At 72.8% G+C, this 19,535-nt stretch carries 15 protein-coding genes and 1 tRNA gene; 10 read left to right on the plus strand and 6 right to left on the minus strand.

What is annotated here, in order from left to right; genetic code table 11:
* Nucleotides 1–35: 35 nt before the first annotated feature.
* A complete protein-coding gene (locus tag ACZ50K_RS13385) occupies nt 36–713 on the minus strand; it encodes a TetR/AcrR family transcriptional regulator (RefSeq protein WP_468901712.1) in 678 nt (225 codons plus the stop codon).
* Between the two features lie 249 nt (nt 714–962).
* On the opposite strand from ACZ50K_RS13385, the gene ACZ50K_RS13390 reads away from it, so the two are divergent.
* The 4 genes from ACZ50K_RS13390 to ACZ50K_RS13405 all read left to right on the plus strand — a co-directional run bounded on the left by ACZ50K_RS13390 (nt 963) and on the right by ACZ50K_RS13405 (nt 4,339).
* Nucleotides 963–2,249, plus strand: coding sequence for a M6 family metalloprotease domain-containing protein (locus ACZ50K_RS13390; RefSeq protein WP_468901715.1), 1,287 nt, complete (start codon nt 963–965; stop codon nt 2,247–2,249).
* Nucleotides 2,250–2,345: 96 nt separating this feature from the next.
* On the plus strand, nt 2,346–3,473 hold the full coding sequence (locus ACZ50K_RS13395; RefSeq protein WP_468901717.1) for a PLP-dependent cysteine synthase family protein: 1,128 nt from the start codon (nt 2,346–2,348) through the stop codon (nt 3,471–3,473).
* Between the two features lie 93 nt (nt 3,474–3,566).
* On the plus strand, nt 3,567–4,184 hold the full coding sequence (locus ACZ50K_RS13400) for an HD domain-containing protein (protein WP_468901720.1): 618 nt from the start codon (nt 3,567–3,569) through the stop codon (nt 4,182–4,184).
* A gap of 82 nt (nt 4,185–4,266) precedes the next feature.
* Nucleotides 4,267–4,339 (plus strand) — tRNA-Arg (locus ACZ50K_RS13405).
* A 95-nt stretch (nt 4,340–4,434) separates the two neighbouring features.
* Here the strand turns inward: ACZ50K_RS13405 and ACZ50K_RS13410 are convergent.
* The 3 genes from ACZ50K_RS13410 to ACZ50K_RS13420 form a co-directional block, all read right to left on the minus strand.
* Nucleotides 4,435–4,647, minus strand: a complete 213-nt coding sequence (locus ACZ50K_RS13410; protein ID WP_468901723.1) for a hypothetical protein — start codon at nt 4,645–4,647, stop codon at nt 4,435–4,437.
* A 77-nt stretch (nt 4,648–4,724) separates the two neighbouring features.
* Entirely contained in the window at nt 4,725–6,686 is a 1,962-nt protein-coding gene (locus tag ACZ50K_RS13415) for an MFS transporter (protein WP_468901725.1), read from the minus strand.
* 110 nt (nt 6,687–6,796) lie between these two features.
* Entirely contained in the window at nt 6,797–9,793 is a 2,997-nt protein-coding gene (locus ACZ50K_RS13420; protein WP_468901727.1) for a hypothetical protein, read from the minus strand.
* 160 nt (nt 9,794–9,953) lie between these two features.
* Here ACZ50K_RS13420 and ACZ50K_RS13425 point away from each other — a divergent pair, with 160 nt between their 5' ends.
* From ACZ50K_RS13425 to ACZ50K_RS13435, 3 genes are all read left to right on the plus strand, one after another.
* Nucleotides 9,954–10,721 carry a GOLPH3/VPS74 family protein gene (locus ACZ50K_RS13425; protein WP_468901729.1) on the plus strand — a complete coding sequence of 256 codons (768 nt, stop codon included), beginning with the start codon at nt 9,954–9,956 and terminating at the stop codon, nt 10,719–10,721.
* A 237-nt stretch (nt 10,722–10,958) separates the two neighbouring features.
* Nucleotides 10,959–11,840, plus strand: a complete 882-nt coding sequence (locus ACZ50K_RS13430) for a helix-turn-helix domain-containing protein (protein ID WP_468901732.1) — start codon at nt 10,959–10,961, stop codon at nt 11,838–11,840.
* 210 nt (nt 11,841–12,050) lie between these two features.
* Nucleotides 12,051–12,263 carry a DUF397 domain-containing protein gene (locus tag ACZ50K_RS13435; protein WP_468901734.1) on the plus strand — a complete coding sequence of 71 codons (213 nt, stop codon included), beginning with the start codon at nt 12,051–12,053 and terminating at the stop codon, nt 12,261–12,263.
* 93 nt (nt 12,264–12,356) lie between these two features.
* Here ACZ50K_RS13435 and ACZ50K_RS13440 read toward each other — a convergent pair whose 3' ends face one another.
* The gene (locus ACZ50K_RS13440) at nt 12,357–13,205 is read right to left on the minus strand and encodes a hypothetical protein (RefSeq protein ID WP_468901736.1); all 849 of its coding nucleotides are present in this window, start codon (nt 13,203–13,205) and stop codon (nt 12,357–12,359) included.
* Between the two features lie 150 nt (nt 13,206–13,355).
* On the opposite strand from ACZ50K_RS13440, the gene ACZ50K_RS13445 reads away from it, so the two are divergent.
* The 3 genes from ACZ50K_RS13445 (at nt 13,356) to ACZ50K_RS13455 (ending at nt 18,081) form a co-directional block, all read left to right on the plus strand.
* Nucleotides 13,356–14,561, plus strand: a complete 1,206-nt coding sequence (locus ACZ50K_RS13445; protein WP_468901739.1) for an aminotransferase-like domain-containing protein — start codon at nt 13,356–13,358, stop codon at nt 14,559–14,561.
* Nucleotides 14,562–14,675: 114 nt separating this feature from the next.
* Nucleotides 14,676–15,458 carry an SDR family oxidoreductase gene (locus ACZ50K_RS13450; RefSeq protein WP_468901742.1) on the plus strand — a complete coding sequence of 261 codons (783 nt, stop codon included), beginning with the start codon at nt 14,676–14,678 and terminating at the stop codon, nt 15,456–15,458.
* Nucleotides 15,459–15,498: 40 nt separating this feature from the next.
* Nucleotides 15,499–18,081 carry a bifunctional FO biosynthesis protein CofGH gene (locus ACZ50K_RS13455; RefSeq protein ID WP_468901744.1) on the plus strand — a complete coding sequence of 861 codons (2,583 nt, stop codon included), beginning with the start codon at nt 15,499–15,501 and terminating at the stop codon, nt 18,079–18,081.
* A 55-nt stretch (nt 18,082–18,136) separates the two neighbouring features.
* Here the strand turns inward: ACZ50K_RS13455 and ACZ50K_RS13460 are convergent, their stop codons facing one another.
* The gene (locus ACZ50K_RS13460; RefSeq protein WP_468901747.1) at nt 18,137–19,213 is read right to left on the minus strand and encodes a tyrosine-protein phosphatase; all 1,077 of its coding nucleotides are present in this window, start codon (nt 19,211–19,213) and stop codon (nt 18,137–18,139) included.
* Between the last annotated feature and the right edge of the window lie 322 nt (nt 19,214–19,535).

Genomic DNA, 19,535 nt, shown 5'->3' on the forward strand with positions numbered 1-19,535 from the left:
CGGCAATCGAAGCTAGGGGGCGCGACCCGGCGGCGTCACATGGTTTTCCGCCTCAGGTCGTCGAGGGTGGCCGCGCTGCCGGGCAGTTCGGAGCGGGCCGGGGCCCGCAGCCCGTCCAGGAAGACCTGGAGGTGGCGGTGGACGAAGCGGTCCGCGTCCGGGCAGCCGATGCCCGGCAGCGGCCGGCTGAGCTGGGCCAGGGCCACCATCAGGTCGCCCACGGCCACGTCCGTGCGCAGCAGCCCGTCCCGCTGGGCGGCGGCCACCATGACGTCGACGGCCCCCTCCAGCGTGGTGCGGGCGGCGAGGAGTTCGGGGTGCTCGTGGTCGAAGTCCCCGGAGAGCATGGGGCACAGGGCCCCGATCCGTTCGTCGGCCGCGGCGTGGGTGAAGCGCACGAGGGCGGCGAAGGCGTCCGGCTCCTGCGCGTGGGCCGTCCCGGCCTCGGCGGTGACCCGGTCCATGACGTACACGACCACGTGGTGCACCAGGGTGGCGCGGTCCGGGAAGTGCCGGTAGAGCGTGGCGTTGCCGACTCCGGCGCGGCGGGCGATCTCGTCGAAGGGCGCGTGCGCGCCGTGCTCGACGAGGGTCTCCCGGGCGGCCGCCAGGATCCGCTCGCGGTTGCGCTGGGCGTCCGCCCGGGGCTTGGGGACCCTGGTGGTCCCCTCCGCCGCCCGGCCGCCGTCCCGCGCCGTCCGCACCGTCTCCACGCCCGCTCCTCTTCCGCTTCCGCCGCAACCGGGGACCAGCTCCCCGGTTGTGATGCACACAGGGCTAAACGGGGACTCGATCCCCGCTTATTTCCCGCTCGAAGGTGACCTGGATCACAGGGCCGGCGAGGGGTGGGTCCGCCCCGTTCGGACGCTCCCGACGCGCGGGCGCGACGCGCCCGGCAGAGGGTGAACCCACAGAGCGCAGTCCGGGCCCGGCCGGCTGCCGCGGACCCGAAGGCGTCTCTCATGGAGTGGACCCGCCAGCGGATACGCACACCCCGCCGCACCCGCGCGTACATCGGCATCACCGCGCTGGCCCTCGGCGTGACGGCGACCGCCAGCGCCGGCATGGTGAGCCGGACCCAGTCGGCGGCCGGCCCGGCCTCCTCGGCCGCGGCGGCCGGAGAGGCCGCGCTGGCGCCCTGCCGGATCGCCGGCGCCGTGGGCGTCCAGATGTCGGAGGGGCTGCCGACGGCACCCGGGTACGCGCGCAGCACCGGCCAGGTCCGCGCCCTCAACCTGATGATCGACTTCCCGGACGCCAAGGGCGAGGGCACCGCCCGCGACCGGCTGGCCGAGTTCTTCCCGCAGACCGCGAACTGGTTCCGCACCAGTTCCTACGGACGGCTCGACTACAAGGCGGACGCCCCGATAGCGACCTGGCTGCGGATGCCGATGCCGTTCGCGGCGTACGGCATCGAACGCGGCTCGGCCTACGACCCGGGCTACCGGCAGCTGGTCGAGCACATCGCCAAGGCCGCCGACGCCGAGGTCGACTTCAGCCGCTACGACCTGGTCAACATCCTGGTCACGCCGAACGCCGGCCCCTCCGCGCTGGACACGGTGCTGTCCGTCACCTTCTCCGGCAACGGCGAGGCCCCGGTCGCCGACGGGGTGCCGCTGGCGAACACCTCGTTCGTCTACAGCCGCCAGGACGACGGCTCGGGCACCTACCAGGAGACCGGCTACCGGGTGCTGCCGCACGAGAACGGGCACGTCTTCGGGCTGCCCGACCTCTACACCGCGGACGGCGGCGGATCGGTCGGCCACTGGGACATCATGAGCGAGGACTGGGGAGCCAACAACGACCTCCTCGGCTGGCACAAATGGAAACTCGGCTGGCTCGACAGTTCGCAGATCAGCTGCGCCTCCACATCCGGCACCAGCGACCACACGCTCTCCCCGCTCGCCGTGAAAGGCGGCACCAAGCTGGCCTTCGTCCCGCTGTCGGAGAACTCCGGATACGCCGTCGAGGTCCGCACCACGGCCGGAAACGACGAGGCGGTGTGCAAACCGGGCGTGCTCATCTACAAGGTGGACTCGGCCGTGGACACCGGCCAGGGGCCGGTCACCGTGTCCGACAGCACCCGGGCCAGCGGCGGCTGCACCCGGCGACCCAACGTGCACGCGGAGCTCTCGGACGCGCCGTTCGCGCCCGGCGAGACCTTCGACGACGAGGAGGCCGGGCTGAGCATCTCGGTGGTCGGCGAACTCCGCAACGGCAGTTACCAGGTCCGCATCACCCGCCCCTGAACCCGGATCAAAGAATTCCTTTAGGGAAATAGCGGAAACGCTTATATGTGAGCATGAGAGGACGGGGAACCAAGGAATTCAAGGAAAAGGAAGCGAATGGACACCGCGGCGGAAACGGACATCGACCGGCACGACCCCGCCTACCGGGCCTGGCTGCGGGAAGCCGTCCGCAAGGTGCAGGCGGACGGCAACCGGTCCGCGGACACGCACCTGCTGACCGTGCCGCTGCCGCGCGAGTGGGGCATCGACCTCTATCTGAAGGACGAGTCCACCCACCCCACCGGCTCGCTCAAGCACCGGCTCGCCCGGTCCCTGTTCCTGTACGCCCTGTGCAACGGCTGGATCCGGCCCGGCCGCCCGGTGATCGAGTCCTCCTCCGGCTCCACCGCCGTGTCCGAGGCGTACTTCGCCCAGCTCATCGGGGTGCCCTTCATCGCCGTGATGGCCCGCTCCACGGCCCGCTCGAAGATCGACCTGATCAGCTTCCACGGCGGCACCTGTCACCTGGTCGACGACCCCTGCGAGGTCTACGAGGTGTCGGCGCGGCTGGCGGCCGAGACCGGCGGCCACTACATGGACCAGTTCACCTACGCCGAGCGGGCCACCGACTGGCGCGGCAACAACAACATCGCCGACTCGATCTTCCGGCAGCTGGCGCAGGAGCCGCACCCCGAACCGGCCTGGATCGTGGCCACCGCGGGCACCGGCGGCACCTCCGCGACCCTGGCCCGGTACGTGCACTACACCCAGCGGGCCACCGGCATCTGCGTGGCCGACCCGGAGAACTCGGCGTTCCTGGAGGGCTGGCGGCAGCAGGACCCGGCGCTGACCACCGCCACCGGCTCGCGGATCGAGGGCATCGGCCGGCAGCGGGTGGAGCCGAGCTTCATCATGGGCGCGGTGGACCGCATGATGCGGGTCCCGGACGCGGCCTCCATCGCCACGATCCGGGTGCTGGAGCGGCTGCTGGGCCGCAAGTGCGGGGCGTCCACCGGCACCGGGGTGTGGGCCGCGTTCAAGCTGGTGTCCGAGCTGCGGGCGCGCGGGGAGCGGGGCAGCGTGGTCACCCTGCTCTGCGACCCGGGCGAGCGCTACCTGGACAAGTACTACTCCGACGACTGGCTGGCGGAGCAGGGCATCGACATCGCCCCCTACCGGGAGCGGGTGGAACGCTTCCTGGTCACCGGCGAACTGCCCGCCCCCGCCCCCGTCCCGGCCCGGTAGCCCGGCCCCCGCGGGCGCCGGGCCTCCCCGGCCCCGCGTCCGCAGGTCGGTCATCCCCCGTCCGGACCAGGGGGTTTCGGCATACTCGTCCCCATGACCCTCCCCGCCTCGCACCAGACGCCGGCCGTACCCGCCGCCCCCGACACGGCCGCCTGCGCCGCCGCCCTCGAAGTGGCGACCGCGTACTGCACCCCGGCCCTGCTGAACCATTCCCTGCGGTCCTACGTCTGGGCCGTCGGGTACGCCGAGCAGCAGGGGATCGCCTACGACGCCGAGCTCCTCTACGTGGCGGCGGTGCTGCACGACATCGGCCTGGTCCCGGAGTTCGACAGCCACACCGTCCCCTTCGACCTGGCCGGCGGGCACGTGGCCTGGGTGTTCGCGGCCGGGGCCGGCTGGCCCGAGGCACGCCGCCGTCGGCTGTCCGAGGTCATCGTGCGGCACATGTGGGACACCGTGGACGTGACGGAGGACCCGGAGGGGCACCTGCTGGAGCGGGCCACCGGCGTGGACATCTCCGGGCGCAACGCGGAGGACTTCACCCCCGCCTTCCGGGCCGAGGTCCTGGCCCGCCACCCGCGCGAAGGCCTCGCGAAGGAGTTCCTGGCCTGCTTCCTGGACCAGGCCGCCCGCAAGCCGGACAGCTCCCCCGCCGCCTCCGTCCGCGGCGGCCTCGCCGAACGCGTCCGCGCCAACCCCCTGGACCGCTGAGCCCACCCCTCCCCCGCACCCGGCACTGACCCGGACCCGCCCTGATCCGCTACCCTGTCCTGGGCTGCTCCGACAGCCCCCCGCCTTCGTAGCTCAGGGGATAGAGCACGGCTCTCCTAAAGCCGGTGTCGCAGGTTCGAATCCTGCCGAGGGCACGGTGCGCGAGAGGGGCCCCGACCGGATCCGGTCGGGGCCCCTCTCCCGTGTTCCGCTCACCCGTCCCGGGAGGGCCGGGGCCGGCCGGGCCAGGTCAGCTGAGGCCCGGGCTGCGTTCGCCGATGCGGTCACCCTGTGGAGTGCCGGCCCGCTTGAGGGCCGCCTTCGTGTGCGCTCCGCCCTTGATCTTGGTCCGTACCGGACCCTCGAAACCGTGCCCGTGCACCGGCATCCGGGGCACGGGGCCCTGGTCCCCGCCGCTCCGGACGGCTGCCGGAAGGTCGCGCCGCTTCTGCTCTTCACTCATCCCGTGGTCACTCCTTCGGGAAAGCACCCAATCGGACTACTGGGATCGTAAGCAGACAACCCGGATGAACGCACCCGCTAGGGACGGGAAGGTTCCGCGTCCTGGTCGCGGTCCGGGGTGCCGAGGGTCTGCCGGACCAGTTCCTCGGGGCACGGGGTGCCGCGGGGCAGCTGGTACTTGGCGGCCAGCCGGTACTCGCCGGGGGCCGGGGCGAGCAGTTCCGTCCAGACGTCGCCCTGGAGGTCGGGCTCGGACTTGAACAGGCACCCGGACGGGTTCTCGTACTCCTCGGCCACGGTCCCGCCGCTCTTCGACAGCTCCGTCTCGCGCGGGTTCTCCACCGGCTCGCCGGCCGTGTCGACCAGGCCCAGCCAGGGCGAGTGCGGGACCTTCACCAGCACCCGGCCGGCCGCCTTCACCTCGATCACCATCTGGTCGGCGCCGGCCCGCACCACCTCGGCGGGGCCGCTGACCAGCTGGGCCGGCCGGTCCACCTTGAAGAGCTGCCAGTTCGCGTCCCCCCACACCTGCTGGAGGTACGGCAGACCCTCGCGGACCAGGACCGCCTCGTCCTCACCGCCCGAGTCGGGTTTGTCGGCGGGCAGCACCACGTAGTGCACGGACCAGCGGTCCAGCCACTCCCGGTAGTTCTCGGCGGTGAGGGTGTCGTCGTAGAACAGCGGGTTGCGCTCCAGGTCGGCCTGCCGGTTCCAGCCGCGCGCCAGGTTCACGTACGCCGGGAAGGCGGAGGACTCGCGGTGGCTGCTGGCCGGCACGACCTCGACCCGGCCCCGGTCCGCGCCCGCCTTCTGCAGCTGGTCGACCAGCGGGGCGAGCTCGCGGTTCCAGGCGGCGACCGGGGTGGTGCGGACGATGTCCAGGACGCTGTTGGAGGTGATCCAGGCGATGGTGCCGAGGAAGGCGAGGAGCACCGCGTACCAGCGGCGGGAGCGCACGACGGTGAAGGGGAGGACGGTGAGCAGCACCGCGGCGCCGAACAGCATCGGCAGCCGGGTCACGTTCGAGCCGACCTGGGAGTCGACGGCCCAGGTCAGGATCACACCGAGGGAGTAGACGGCCGCGGCGATCCGGACCGTCTTCCAGCGCTTCGGGACCAGGAAGAGGACGGAGAGCCCCACGCCGAGCGGCAGCACGGTGGAGCTCAGGTTCATCGGCTGGGTGCCGGAGAACGGGAACAGCCAGGAGGAGAGTCCGACCACGGCCACCGGGGCCAGGCCCAGGGCGTACGCGCCGGGGCGGCGGCGGCTCAGGAACAGCGCGGCCGCGGTCACCCCCAGGAACAGCCCGGCCACCGGGCTGCACGCCGTGGCCAGCCCGGCCAGGGGTGCGGCGGCGGCCGCCTTGGCCCAGCGCCGGGCGGCCCACTTGCGGGGCCAGCAGAAGACGGCGGCGATGGCGCAGAGGGCGAACATCGCGCCGAGACCGAAGGTGACCCGGCCGGAGAGGGCGTTGCAGAAGAGGCCGTACACCCCGGCGAGGGCGGGCCACAGCGGGCGGCGGACGGTGTTCCGGCAGCGGGTCAGGATCAGCGCGAACAGGGCCGCCGAGACGGTGCCGGCGATCATCATCGTGGTCCGGACGCCGAGGACGTGCATCAGGTACGGGGAGACCACGCTGTAGGACACCGGGTGCATGCCGCCGAACCAGGCGAGGTTGTACGCGGAGTCCGGGTGGCGGCCGACGAACTCGGCCCAGGCGTCCTGGGCGGCGAGGTCCCCGCCGCTGTTGGCGAAGACGAAGAACCAGACGAGGTGGAGGACGGCGGCGACGGCGGTGGCCACCGGGATGGGGTGCCGGTGGGCGAAGGCCAGCGGCCGCCACCGGACCACGTCCGTGACCCCGTCCGCGTGCGCGGTCGCGTGCGCGGTCGCGTGCGCGGTCACGCCCGTGTGCGCGTGGCCGTCCTCCGCCGGAGGGGTCGGGACGGCCGGGGGCGCGGGGGGACGTATCTCCGGGGCAGCGGGTGCGCCCGGGCCGGCCGGCGGCTGCGGCCCCTGCTTCTGCTCGGCGGTGGTCACTGCGTGCTACTCCCCATGCCTGCGTCCCGGGTGCTGGCCCCGAAGACGCGCACCGGCGCCCCGGGGTTGCCCGGGGCGCCGGCGATCGTCATATGCGTCCCGTCCGGCGGTCAGCCGACCCGGGTGAGCTTGCTCCCGATACCGGGCGCGACCAGGTCGTTCTGAAGGGCCACCGGCACCTTCACCTGGCTGGCCCCCTCACCGACGGTCAGCACGCCGACCTCGGTGCCGGCCTTCGCCGACTGAGGCAGGGTGCCGCCGTCCTCCAGCTTGACGTCCACCGTCACCGAAGGCCAGCCGATTGCCTGGACGTCGGCGGTGGCCACCACCGGGGTCCGGCCGCCGAGCCCGTCGTCCACATGGCCGACGACATCGCCCTTCTTCACCACCGGCGCGTCCGTCAGCATCTTCTGGGTGGCCAGCATCATCTTCTTGCTGGCCGCGATGGCGGTGCCCAGGATCGGCGTCTTGTGCTGGCCAAGGACGGCTCCGACGATCAGCTGGTTGGTCTTGCCGACCTTCTTCTCGGCGGCGAAGAGCAGGTTGCCGCCGCCCTTGGTGGTGGAGCCGGTCTTGATGCCGAGCGAGCCGTTGAAGGGAACGAGGTCGTTCCAGTTGCGCCACTTCTTGCCCGAGTCGTCGACCCACTCCGGCAGCTTGGTGATCGCGATCAGGGCTTCCATCTCGACGATCTTGAGGCCGAGCTTGACCTGGTCCTCGGCGGTGCTGACCGTGGTCGCGTCCAGACCCGACGGGTCGGTGTACGTGGTGTTGGTCATGCCGAGTTCCTTGGCGGTGTCGTTCATCTTCTTGACGAACGCCGCCTGGTCGCCGCCGCTGTCCCAGCGGGCCAGCAGCCGCGCGATGTTGTTCGCGGACGGGATCATGAGGGCGGCGATGGCGTCGTACTGGGAGATCTGCTCGCCCTCCTTCACCGTGTTCAGGGTGGACTCGTTGTCGGACTTGTCCTTGCCGCCCTCTTCCTCCGCGAGCCGGTCGATGGGGATCATCGGGCCCTCCTCCCCCTTCTTCATGGGGTGGTCGCGCAGGATGATGTACGCCGTCATGGCCTTGGTCACGCTGGCGATCGGCACGGGCTTCTGCTCGCCCGAGGAGCCGACCGGGCCGATGCCGGCGGCCGCCATGAAGGACTGGCCCTCGGAGGGGGTGGGCAGCTCCGGCTTCCCGCCGGGGAAGGTGTAGGAGCCCTCGGCCGTCATCACCAGCCGCGGATCGGGCAGCGGGCGGACCAGCTGGACGATCCCGAGGATCACGGCGAGCAGCACCAGCAGCGGCGCGTAGATCTTGACCCGGCGGACCGTGGTGCGGAGCGCGCTCGGCGGGGGCGGCGGGTTGTTGGTCAGCTCGGCGAGCATGTCCAGCGGCGGGCGGGGCGGCAGCGGCTGCTGCGTGGTCCGCTCCAGCACGGGACCGGAACGGTCCGGGTCCCGGGGCTGGGCATTGCCCTGGCCCTGGGCCTGGCCCTGGCCCTGGCCCTGGGGCGTTCCGCTCGCGTGGACCTTGCCGGGTCCGGCGGCGGGCTTGGCGGCGGCCGCCGCCGCCCCGGCCGTCCGGGTGTCGGCCGCGGGCCGGGGGGCCGGGGTGGACCTGGGCAGGTCCTCGTCGGTGCGCAGCGGTACGAAGGTACTGGCGCGCTCGCGCGGGGCCGTGGCGCCGGCGGGCTTGCCTTCGGCGGACGCGGCGGGCTTGGCGTCGGCGGCGGGGCCGGCCTGGGCACGCTCGGTACCGGGCGCGGAGTCCGTACCGCGACTGGCGGGGCCGGCGTCGGCGGCGGGGGGCGGGGTCGCGCGCTCGGGGGTGGGGCGGGCGGGCTTCGGGTCGGCGGCCGGGCCGAACCAGCCCTTGTCCCCGGCGGGGGCGGGGGCGGCCGGGACATCGGCGCGTACGGCGCGGAAGACGGCCGTCCGCTCGCTGTCCTCGGCGGCCGGAGCGGAGTCGGAAGCGGAATCCTTCGGGGTGGGTGCGGAGTCCTCGCGCATGCCCGGCTGAACGGCACCGCGAAGCGCGGGGTCACCGTCCGGACGGCCCGGCTTGACGGCCCGGAACACCGCGGTGCGCTCGGTGTCCCCCGCGCCATCGGCCGAGGCCGGGGCGACGGGCGGCTTGACCGTGCGGAACACGGCGGTGCGCTCGGAAGCGTCGGGCTCGGCGGGCTCCCCGCGGCGGGCTTCGCCCGCGCCGGAACCGGCCTTGCCGGACTCCGGGCGGTCGCCCTCCACGGGCGGCCGGACCGCCCGGAAGACAGCCGTCCGCTCCGGGTCGCCACCCTCGCCTCCGCTCGAACGGGAACCCGAACCGGAACCCGAACCGGAAGCAGAACCGGTGCCGGTGCCGGTGCCGGGCTCCGCCCCCGCGTCGCCCTTCGGCTCCGCCGGGGCGGGTGCGTCGGCCGCCGGCGGGCGGATGGCGCGGAAGACCGCCGTACGTTCCGCGTCGGCCGGGGCGGCGGGCTCCGCGGAGCTCCGCTCCCGCACCGCCGCGTCGGCGGAGCCTTCGGCCCCGGCCGGCTCCGCCCCCGCGTCGCCCTTCGGCTCCGCCGGGGCGGGTGCGTCGGCCGCCGGCGGGCGGATGGCGCGGAAGACCGCGGTGCGCTCGGGGTCGGCGGGCTCGGTGGAGCCCCGCTCCCGCCCAGACGCGGCCGAGTCGTCGGAGCCGGCGGGCTCCGCCTTAGGCGACGACCCGGCGGCGCCCGCGCCCGCGCGGCTCGAACCCGACGCGGGGGCGCCCGCGTCGGGGCCATCGGAACCAGAACCAGAACCGGAGCCGGAGGCGTCGGAGGAGTCGCGGCCCGTCGGGGCCGGGGCCGGCGCTGCGGAGGCCGCGCCGCCGGAAGCCGTACCGGAGCCCGTGCCGGAGTCCGGGGCACTGTCCGGGTCGGAGGTGGCCACCCAGGCGGCTACGGCCGCGCGGAGGGGGTCCTGGGGTTCGGGGTCGCGCGGGCGGAGGACCGATAGGCGGGGGTCGCGTTCAGGCGGGGTGGAGGGACCCTTGGGGTCGCGCTCGTCGTCCAGGGGGGCCGCCGCCCCCGACGAACCCTGCTCTACCGACTTGTCGGGGGACTCGCCCGCCACCAGTTCCTCCTCCATCGCTGTCCGAACCGTCTACCAGTGTCCCGTCTAGGGGGCATCGCCCCCGTGCTAGACGAGAACGACATAGCCGCCGGTTCCCCCACAAAGAAGACACGCACTCTCGACAGATGAATGTGAGAGGGGTCACCCTGTCACTCATCCACGCGGGGAGGCATGGATGGGCAAGAGCCGCAGAACAATTCCGGAGGAGCTTCTGCTGCTCGCCTTGGACCCGACGACGGGTACCACGGCGCAGCCGCAGTCGCTCGACCTCGGCCTGGCCGGGGCACAGCTAGTGGAGCTGGCTCTGGCAGGACGGATAGCCCCTGACGGGGATCGTATCGCCGTGGTGATGCCACGGCCGACAGGAGATCCGACTCTGGACTCCGCACTGGAGCTGCTGCGCCGTCGCGGCAGCCCGGTCCGGGCCGTCCACTGGATAGGCGGACCCCGGCTGGGGCTCCGTCAGATCTACCTCGCGCACCTGGAGCGCTGCGGCATGGTCCATGCCGTCGCGGGCCAGATGTGCGGGGTGCTGCCGACGACTCGCTACCAGGCGACCGATACGGCGATCAGCCGGGAGATCCGTGCCCGGCTCGACAGTGCGATCCGCACCGGGGTACCCCCGGACCCGCGGACCGCGGCGCTCGCCGCACTGGCCCACGCGGTCGGACTCGGCAAGCACCTGTACCCCGGCAACGAGGGTCGTTCCTCCAGGTCCCGGCTGCGGGACCTGATCCGGCACGACCCCATGGGCGGACTCGTGGCGCACGCCGTGATGGACGTCCAGAACGGTGTGGCCGCACAGCCGCGCCGGGAGCGTGCCGCGGCACCGGCGTCCGCGCCGGTACCGGGTGCCCGCCCCACGGCGGGCGGGGTTCCCTCGCAGCCGCGGCGCGGTGCGCCGATGGCCCGCGCCGGAGCCGGCGTGGGGGTCGCACACTGACCCGCCGCCCCCGGCGGTGGGCGTAGCAACCCCAGCACCAGCAGATCCATCAGATCCATCGCAGCGTCACCGCCGCCAGTGCGCGCGGGGTGCCGAGGCCGGTCCGCCGGCCCCGGCACCCCGCGCGCATCTGTTTTCCCTGCCATTCACCAGCGGTGACACGCTGTTCGGTGGCACTCTGCTCCCTACCAGACACGTAGCGCACAGAGACAGACAGAAGGCGGAGGTGCCGATCCCGTGGCGTCCAATGTCAACCCGACCGTCCGACGGCGCCGACTCGGCATGGAGCTGCGCAAGCTCCGCGAGGACAAGGGCATGACTGCCGAGCAGGTCGCCGAGCGCCTGCTGGTCTCCCAGTCGAAGATCAGCAGGCTGGAGAACGGCCGCCGCTCGATCAGCCAGCGGGACGTCCGCGACCTCTGCGAGGTGTACGAGGTCGACGACCGCCGGCTGGTGGACTCGCTGATGCAGATGGCCAAGGACTCCCGCCAGCAGGGCTGGTGGCACGCCTTCGGCGACATCCCGTACAGCGTCTACATCGGCCTGGAGACCGACGCGGCCAGTCTGCGGGTCTACGAACCGCAGGTGGTGCCGGGGCTGTTGCAGACCCCGGAGTACGCGCAGGCCATCATCCGCGGCGCGCTTCCGGAGACCGCCCCGGTGGACATCGACAAGCGGATGCAGGTGCGGATGCGGCGCCAGGACCGGCTGTCGGCGGCCGTGAACAGCAATCCTGAGCTCGGCCCGCTGCGGCTGTGGGCGGTCATCGACGAGGCGGCGCTGCGCCGGGAGGTGGGCGACCGGGAGGTGATGGTCCGGCAGCTGGAGCACCTGATAGACCAGTCGGAACTGCCGCATGTCACGGTCCAGGTGATGCCGTTCTCGATGGGCGCCCACCCGGGGGTGAACGGGCAGTACGCCATTCTCGAATTCCCGGACACCTCCGATTCGACCGTGGTCTACATCGAGGGCGTGACGAGCGACCTGTACCTGGAAAAGGCCAACGACGTGCAGAAGTACAGCGTGATGTACGAGCATCTGCGCGCCCAGGCCCTCAATGTGGAACAGACCCGGGACTTCATTTCCGACATCATCGACCAATACCAACACAAGGCCTGATTCGCGGCCCCGGCGGCCGGGGGGCCGGTACGGTACACCGTCACCTCCCGGCCGTAGAAGGCCTGAATGGAATATGCCACCCGGTCGAGTGAATGACCTCTTCACCCATCGGGCGGGGCGAGTAGCGTCGATCACGTCGGTCGAGAGAAGGCCGGCGACACGTCACCCCAATCTGACGTGCCGACAGGACTCGCTGAACCGGAGAGAACAATGGCCATTCGCCAGGGCGCCACGACCAACTGGACCAAGTCCTCCTACTCCACCGGCAACGGTGCGTGCATCGAAGTCAAGTCCCCCGTCATGGAGACCGTCGCGGTCCGCGACTCGAAGGTGCAGGACGGCCCGTCCGTCGCCTTCGCGCCGGCCTCCTGGACCTCCTTCGTCAACGGAGTCACCGAGGGTGGGCTGGGACGCCTCGTCTGAACCACGAGGCGCACACCCCGATTTCGTTCCGCACATCGAAAGAGCCCTCTCGACTGGTCCGCCGTCCCGGCCGAGGGGGCTCGGCCACGCCCGTCAGCGCAACTGGTCCACGTACCGGTCGGTGCCGGGGACGGTGGGGACGAACGGGGCGACCAGCTCCACCCGGCCCAGTCCGGTCCCGGCGACCTCCTCGTCGAGGCCCCGGAAGCGGTCCCAGCAGTCCCGGGGGTCGGCCTCCAGGAACCACAGCAGGGTCAGCCGGGTGTCGACCCCCTCGACCTGCTTCACATAGGTCATCCGGTCCCCGGGCAGCGGGGTCGGCCGGAACACCGTCACCAGCGCGGCCGGGCCGCCCGCCAGCCGCTGGGGCAGGCACCGGGACCGCAGCCACTCCAGGAGCTCGGCCCGCCGCTCGGGGCCCTCGGCGTCGATGACGGTCAGGACCAGCCCGGCGTAGGGGTGGTCGAGGGCGTGGAAGTCGCGGGGGCCGGCGGCCCCGTCCCGGTAGACGGTGGCCTGGTGGTCCTGGAAGGCCGTGAACACGTGGGTGCGGTCCTGGTAGACCCGGCCGTCCCGGTTGAGCCGCTTGTTGATGCCGACGGTCCACTTCATGTGCTCGTCGTAGCGGCCCCGGGTCACCCAGTAGGTGGAGAGGTAGCAGCCCGCGGTGACCGGCTGGGCCACCGCCGACTTCTCGGGGTAGCGCAGCTCCTGGAGGTCCCGGGTGGCCACCCAGCGGCGGCCGGCGTACATCCACGGCATGGCCATGGCCCCGGCGTAGTAGTGGTCGTCCTCGTACCAGCGGTTGTAGGCGTACTCGTGGCCCGGGTGCGGCTCCACCATGGTGATCAGGGCGTGGCCGGGCCGGACCCCGTAGGGGCCGACCGCCGCCAGCTCCGCGTAGTCCCCGGCCCTGGTGTCCTCTTGTCCGTCAGTGGTCATGGCACCGGTGTAACTGATGGCGCATCAGATGGGGAGGGGTCGGCGGCCCCGACCATGGCCCGCGGGACGGGAGTCCGAGTTCCGGGAAACTAGTTGGCGGATACATGTTCCTTCACTAGGGTGGCGGCCACCCGTCACCGAGGAGCCCCCATGCGCACCCAGCCGCCACCCTCGTTCGCCGCCCGCGCGACCACCGTCGGCGGTTCGCCGGTACGCGAGATCCTGGCGCTCACCGAACGCCCCGGGGTGATCTCCTTCGCCGGCGGCCTCCCCGCACCCGAGCTGTTCGACACCGAGGGCCTGCGCACCGCCTACCAGGCCGCCCTCACCGCCACGCCCCGCCGCGCCCTCCAGTACTCCACCACCGAGGGCGCACCCGAGCTGCGCGCCGCGGTGGCCGCCCGGGTGGCCGCCCGCGGACCGGCCACCGGCCCCGAGGACCTCCTGGTGACCACCGGCTCCCAGCAGGCACTCGCCCTGGTCACCGCCACCCTGGTGGAGCCCGGCGACGTGGTGCTGGTGGAGAACCCCACCTACCTCGCCGCCCTCCAGTGCTTCGGACTCGCCGGGGCACGGGTGGTCCCGGTGGACTGCGACGCGGACGGGGTGCTCCCGGAGGCCCTGGAGGCGGCCGTAATCCGCGAGCGGCCCAAACTCTTCTATTCGGTGCCGACCTTCCAGAACCCCACCGGCCGGACCCTGCCGGCCGACCGCCGGGCGGCCGTCGCCGGGACAGCGGCCCGGCTGGGTCTGTGGCTGGTGGAGGACGACCCCTACGGGGAGCTCCGCTACGAGGGCGCCGAAGTCCCCTGGATCGCCGCGCACCCGGCGGCGGCGGACCGCACCGCGCTGCTCGGCAGCTTCTCCAAGACCATGGCCCCGGGGCTGCGGCTGGGCTGGCTGCGGGCGCCGGCCGCCCTGCGCCGGGCCGCCGTGGTGGCCAAGCAGGCGGCCGATCTGCACACCTCCACCGTGGACCAGCTGGCCGCCGCGCACTACCTGACGACGGCCGACCTCGACGGGCACCTGGACCGGATACGGGCGGCCTACCGGATCCGCCGGGACGCCCTCCTCGACGGGCTGGCCGGGGCGCTGCCGGAGGGGTCCTCCTGGAACCGGCCGGAGGGCGGGATGTTCGTCTGGGCGCGGCTCCCCGAGGGCGCGGACGCCGGGGCGCTGCTGAAGTCCGCGGTCGCCCACGACGTGGCCTTCGTGCCGGGTGCGCCGTTCTTCACCGGCACCCCCGACCACCGCACCCTGCGGCTGTCGTTCACCACCCACACCCCCGCCGAGATCACCGAAGGCCTGAGCCGGCTGGCCGCCGCGGTCGCCGGGACCCCCGGGACCGCCGCCTGAGCCCGCGCACGGCCCTTTCCTTCCCGGGCCCGGCCGCCTAATCTGACGCACCGTCAAGAAACCGGTGCCGGGAAACCTGCGTCGGGATTCGGTGCCCTCCGGGAGGCCACGCTCATGCTGCTGCAAGGGAAGACCGTCATCGTCTCCGGCGTCGGCGCCGGACTCGGCCACCAGGTCGCCGCCACCGTCGTACGGGACGGCGGGAACGCCGTGCTCGGCGCGCGGACCGCCGCCAACCTGGCCAAGTCCGCCGCCGAGATCGACCCCGACGGCGCCCACACCGCCCACCGCACCACCGACATCACCGACGAGGCGCAGTGCGAGGCGCTGGCCGCCCTCGCCGTGGAGCGGTTCGGCGGGATCGACGCGGTGGTGCACGTCGCGGCCTGGGACTCCTACTTCGGGGGCCTCCAGGACGCCGACTTCGGGACCTGGCAGCAGATCATGGACGTCAACCTGCTCGGCACCCTGCGGATGACCCGGGCCTGTCTGCCCGCGCTCAGGGAACGCGGCGGCTCGGTGGTCATCATCGGCACCCAGTCCGCGGTGGCGGCCCCCTCCCAGGTGCAGCAGGCCGCCTACGCCGCCTCCAAGGGCGCGCTGACCTCCGCCATGTACTCCATGGCCCGGGAACTGGGCCCGGACCGGATCCGGGTCAACACCGTGCTGCCCGGCTGGATGTGGGGTCCGCCGGTGCAGGCCTTCGTCACCTTCACCGCGCACGGGGAGCAGACCAGCGAGGAGGAGGTGCTGGGCCGGCTCACCGAACGGATGGCGCTGCCGGAGCTGGCCACCGACGGGGACGTGGCGGATGCCGCCGCCTTCCTCGCCTCCGACCGGGCACGGGCGATAACCGGCCAATCGCTGCTGGTCAACGCCGGTGAACTGATGCGATGAGGGCGGACGACGGCCGAACTTCGGATCGTATGCTCCCCTCATGACCACTACGGGTAGTGCCGCCGCTCCGACCGAGAACGCCATGCGCCGAGCGTTGCGGCGGGCCCGCGACGGTGTCGCGCTCGATGTGACCGAGGCCGCGGTGCTGCTCCGGGCCCGCGGCGAGGACCTCAAGGACCTCGCCGCCTCCGCCGCCCGGGTCCGGGACGCCGGGCTCGCGGCGGCCGGCCGGCCGGGCGTCATCACCTATTCGCGCAAGGTGTTCATCCCGCTGACCCGGCTCTGCCGGGACAAGTGCCACTACTGCACCTTCGTCACCGTCCCCGGCAAGCTGCGGCGGGACGGCCACGGGATGTACCTGTCCCCCGACGAGGTCCTCGACATCGCCCGCAAGGGTGCCGCGCTCGGCTGCAAGGAAGCCCTGTTCACCCTCGGCGACCGCCCCGAGGACCGCTGGCCCGAGGCCCGCGAATGGCTGGACGCGCACGGATACGACGACACCCTCGCCTATGTCCGGGCCATGGCCGTCCGGGTGCTGGAGGAGACCGGCCTGCTGCCGCACCTGAACCCGGGGGTGATGAGCTGGTCCGAGCTCCAGCGGCTCAAGCCGGTGGCGCCGAGCATGGGCATGATGCTGGAGACCACCGCCACCCGGCTGTGGTCGGAGCCGGGCGGCCCGCACCACGGCTCGCCCGACAAGGAGCCGGCGGTCCGCCTCCGGGTGCTGGAGGACGCCGGGCGCTCCAACGTCCCCTTCACCACCGGGGTGCTGATCGGCATCGGCGAGACCCACGAGGAACGGGCCGAGGCCTTCTTCGAACTCCGCCGGATCCAGCGCGCCTACCAGGGCGTGCAGGAGGTCATCGTCCAGAACTTCCGCGCCAAGCCGGACACCGCCATGCGCGGCATGCCGGACGCGGAGCTGGAGGAGCTGGCCGCCGCCATCGCGGTCGCCCGGCACCTGCTGGGGCCCTCGGCCCGTATCCAGGCGCCGCCGAACCTGGTGGACGAGGAGTACGCGCTGCTCATCGGCGCGGGCATCGACGACTGGGGCGGGGTCTCCCCGCTGACCCCGGACCACGTCAACCCGGAGCGGCCCTGGCCGCACATCGAGGAGCTGTCGGCCCGCACCGCGGCCGCCGGCTTCACGCTCCGCGAACGCCTCACCATCTACCCCGAGTTCCTCCGCCGCGGCGAACCCTGGCTGGACCCCCGGCTGCTCCCGCACGTCCGCGCGCTGGCCGATCCGGAGACCGGACTGGCCGACGAGGAGGCGGTGGTCGAGGGCCGCCCCTGGCAGGAGCCCGACGAGGCGTTCACGGCGTACGGGCGGACCGATCTGCACACCGCCGTCGACACCGAGGGCCGCACCGGGGACCGCCGGGAGGACTTCGACCACGTCTACGGGGACTGGGAGGCGCTCCGCGAGGCCGCCGCCCCCGGGATGGTGCCGCAGCGGATCGACACCGACGTGCGCTCGGCGCTGGCCACCGCAGCCGACGACCCCACCCGGCTCACCGACGCCGAGGCGCTGGCGCTGCTGCACGCGGACGGCCCGGCGCTGGACGCCCTGTGCCGGATCGCCGACGAGCTGCGCCGGGACGTGGTGGGCGACGAGGTGACATATGTGGTCACCCGGAACATCAATTTCACCAATGTCTGCTACACCGGCTGCCGGTTCTGCGCCTTCGCGCAGCGTCGCACCGACGCCGACGCCTACACCCTCTCCCTGGACCAGGTGGCCGACCGGGCCGAGCAGGCCTGGGAGGTCGGCGCGGTGGAGGTGTGCATGCAGGGCGGGATCCACCCGGACCTGCCGGGGACGGCGTACTTCGACATCGCGCGGGCGGTGAAGGAGCGGGTGCCGGGCATCCACGTGCACGCGTTCTCGCCGATGGAGGTGGTCAACGGGGCCACCCGTACCGGGATGTCGGTACGGGACTGGCTGACCGCCGCCAAGGAGGCCGGGCTGGACTCCATCCCGGGCACGGCGGCGGAGATCCTGGACGACGAGGTCCGCTGGGTCCTCACCAAGGGCAAGCTCCCGGCCGCCGACTGGATCGAGGTGGTCACCACCGCCCACCGGCTGGGCATCCGCTCCTCGTCCACCATGATGTACGGGCACGTGGACCAGCCCCGGCACTGGCTCGGGCACTTCCGGACGCTGTCCCGGATCCAGCAGGAGACCGGCGGGTTCACGGAGTTCGTGACGCTCCCGTTCATCCACACCAACGCGCCGGTGTACCTGGCGGGCATCGCCCGGCCCGGCCCCACGGTGCGGGACAACCGGGCGGTGACGGCGATGGCCCGGCTGCTGCTGCACCCGCACATCACCAACATCCAGACCAGCTGGGTGAAGCTGGGCTCGGAGGGTGCGGCGGAGATGCTGCGGTCGGGGGCCAACGACCTGGGCGGCACCCTGATGGAGGAGACCATCTCCCGGATGGCTGGGTCGGGTTACGGCTCGTACAAGTCGGTCCGCGACCTGGTGGCGGTGGCCGAGTCGGCCGGCCGTCCGGCCCGGGCGCGGACCACCCTGTACGGGGAGGTGCCCGAGGAGCGGCAGCGGGCGGCGGCCGCCTCGGACGGGCACCTGCCGCCGCTGCTGCCGGTCCTGGACTGACCGGCCCGGTCGGCCGGGTGACCCGGTCGCCCGGCCGACCGGCCGGTTCGCCGGGTCAGCCGACGAGCAGGTCGTCCTTCAGCTGGCGCAGCTCGCGGGAGTCGATGCCGAGGCCCTGCTTCAGGTAGCGGTCGAAGCTGCCGAACCGGGCCTCGACCTCGGCGTAGCCGGAGTTGAGGTACTCGGGGCGGACGTCGAGGAGCGGCTTGTACACGGCGGCCTGGGCGGCCGGGAGGTGGGAGAGGATCGCGTCGTTGGCGGCCTTGCGGTAGTCGTTGCTGGCCAGGTAGTCGGCGAGCACGGTCTCCCGGGGGACGCCGAGGGCGGTCAGCAGGGTGGCGTTGGCCCAGCCCGTGCGGTCCTTCCCGGCGGTGCAGTGGAACAGGACGGACCGGCCGCGGTCCTGTTGGATGCCCTCGAAGACCCGGGTGTAGGCCTTCTTGCCGCCGTCCCCGCCGACCATGGCCTTCTCGGCCTCGATCATGCTGTTGACGGCTTCCTCGGGGGTCCTGGGCAGGGTCTGGAAGGAGCCGGAGCCGGCGAAGACGTCGGCGACCACGTAGCGGGCGCCGGCCGGGACCTTGTCCGCGTCCTTGGTGCGCTCGTCCTCCATGCGGAGGTCGAACACGGTCCTGAACCGGAGCCGCTGGAGCTTGGCGAGGTCGGCCTCGGTGAGCTTGTTCAGCGCGTCCGAGCGGTAGATCTCGCCCATCTTGACCCACTGGCCGCCGGTGGTGCGGTAGCCGCCCGCGTCACGGAAGTTGGCGGTGCCCTCCAGCTTGATCAGCCGGTCGGCCAGTCGCAGCCCCTGGCCGCGGCTCGGGTCGAAGTCGAACCACTGGCGGTCGGCTGCGGGCAGCCCGGTGACCACGGCCCGGCCGGTGGCGCCGCCCCGGGCGACCACCTTGCCGTTCGCCTTGATCGTGACCCGCTCGGTGCCCCGCGCCTTCCAGGCCAGGGTGTACGAGCCGTCGGCGCCGGCCGTGACGGTGGCCTCGGTGAAGGGGACGGCCCGGGCGGAGCCGTGGCCGCGGCCGTGGTCGTGGGGGTGGGCGAGGGCGGCGGGGGCGACGGTCGCGGAGAGGGTGAGAGCGGCGGCGACGGCGGTCGCGGCGAGGGTTGCCTTCTTCATGCCCCCGAGGCTGGGCGGCCGGGGAGAACCGCGCATGAACGAGACGTGGCCGAAACCGGCCGCCCCGAAGTCAAGTGGCAAAACGTGCCACCGGGCGGAGGCGGCCTGAACTGTTCGGTTTCCGGCCTTTCTCCGGTTACTTACGGGCTACTTGACGCCTGGCTTCCGTTTTCGACCGAACATGTCCACTACAGTGCGCGCCAGAACAAGGGGCGGGCGGGGAGACGGATGGACCTGGTGGCAGAAACCACGGCATCGGCGGGGGACACGACGGGCGCCGGTGCGGGTGGCGTTACGGGCGCGGGAACGGGCGCCACGGGCA

Source organism: Streptomyces sp. NPDC033845 (assembly GCF_055576225.1).

Coding starts and splice junctions, on each gene's coding strand:
- ACZ50K_RS13390 (WP_468901715.1), top strand. CDS start 963: ATGGAGTGGACCCGCCAGCGGATACGCACACCCCGCCGCACCCGCGCG.
- ACZ50K_RS13395 (WP_468901717.1), top strand. CDS start 2,346: ATGGACACCGCGGCGGAAACGGACATCGACCGGCACGACCCCGCCTAC.
- ACZ50K_RS13400 (WP_468901720.1), top strand. CDS start 3,567: ATGACCCTCCCCGCCTCGCACCAGACGCCGGCCGTACCCGCCGCCCCC.
- ACZ50K_RS13410 (WP_468901723.1), bottom strand. CDS start 4,647: ATGAGTGAAGAGCAGAAGCGGCGCGACCTTCCGGCAGCCGTCCGGAGC.
- ACZ50K_RS13420 (WP_468901727.1), bottom strand. CDS start 9,793: ATGGAGGAGGAACTGGTGGCGGGCGAGTCCCCCGACAAGTCGGTAGAG.
- ACZ50K_RS13425 (WP_468901729.1), top strand. CDS start 9,954: ATGGGCAAGAGCCGCAGAACAATTCCGGAGGAGCTTCTGCTGCTCGCC.
- ACZ50K_RS13435 (WP_468901734.1), top strand. CDS start 12,051: ATGGCCATTCGCCAGGGCGCCACGACCAACTGGACCAAGTCCTCCTAC.
- ACZ50K_RS13440 (WP_468901736.1), bottom strand. CDS start 13,205: ATGACCACTGACGGACAAGAGGACACCAGGGCCGGGGACTACGCGGAG.
- ACZ50K_RS13445 (WP_468901739.1), top strand. CDS start 13,356: ATGCGCACCCAGCCGCCACCCTCGTTCGCCGCCCGCGCGACCACCGTC.
- ACZ50K_RS13450 (WP_468901742.1), top strand. CDS start 14,676: ATGCTGCTGCAAGGGAAGACCGTCATCGTCTCCGGCGTCGGCGCCGGA.
- ACZ50K_RS13455 (WP_468901744.1), top strand. CDS start 15,499: ATGACCACTACGGGTAGTGCCGCCGCTCCGACCGAGAACGCCATGCGC.
- ACZ50K_RS13460 (WP_468901747.1), bottom strand. CDS start 19,213: ATGAAGAAGGCAACCCTCGCCGCGACCGCCGTCGCCGCCGCTCTCACC.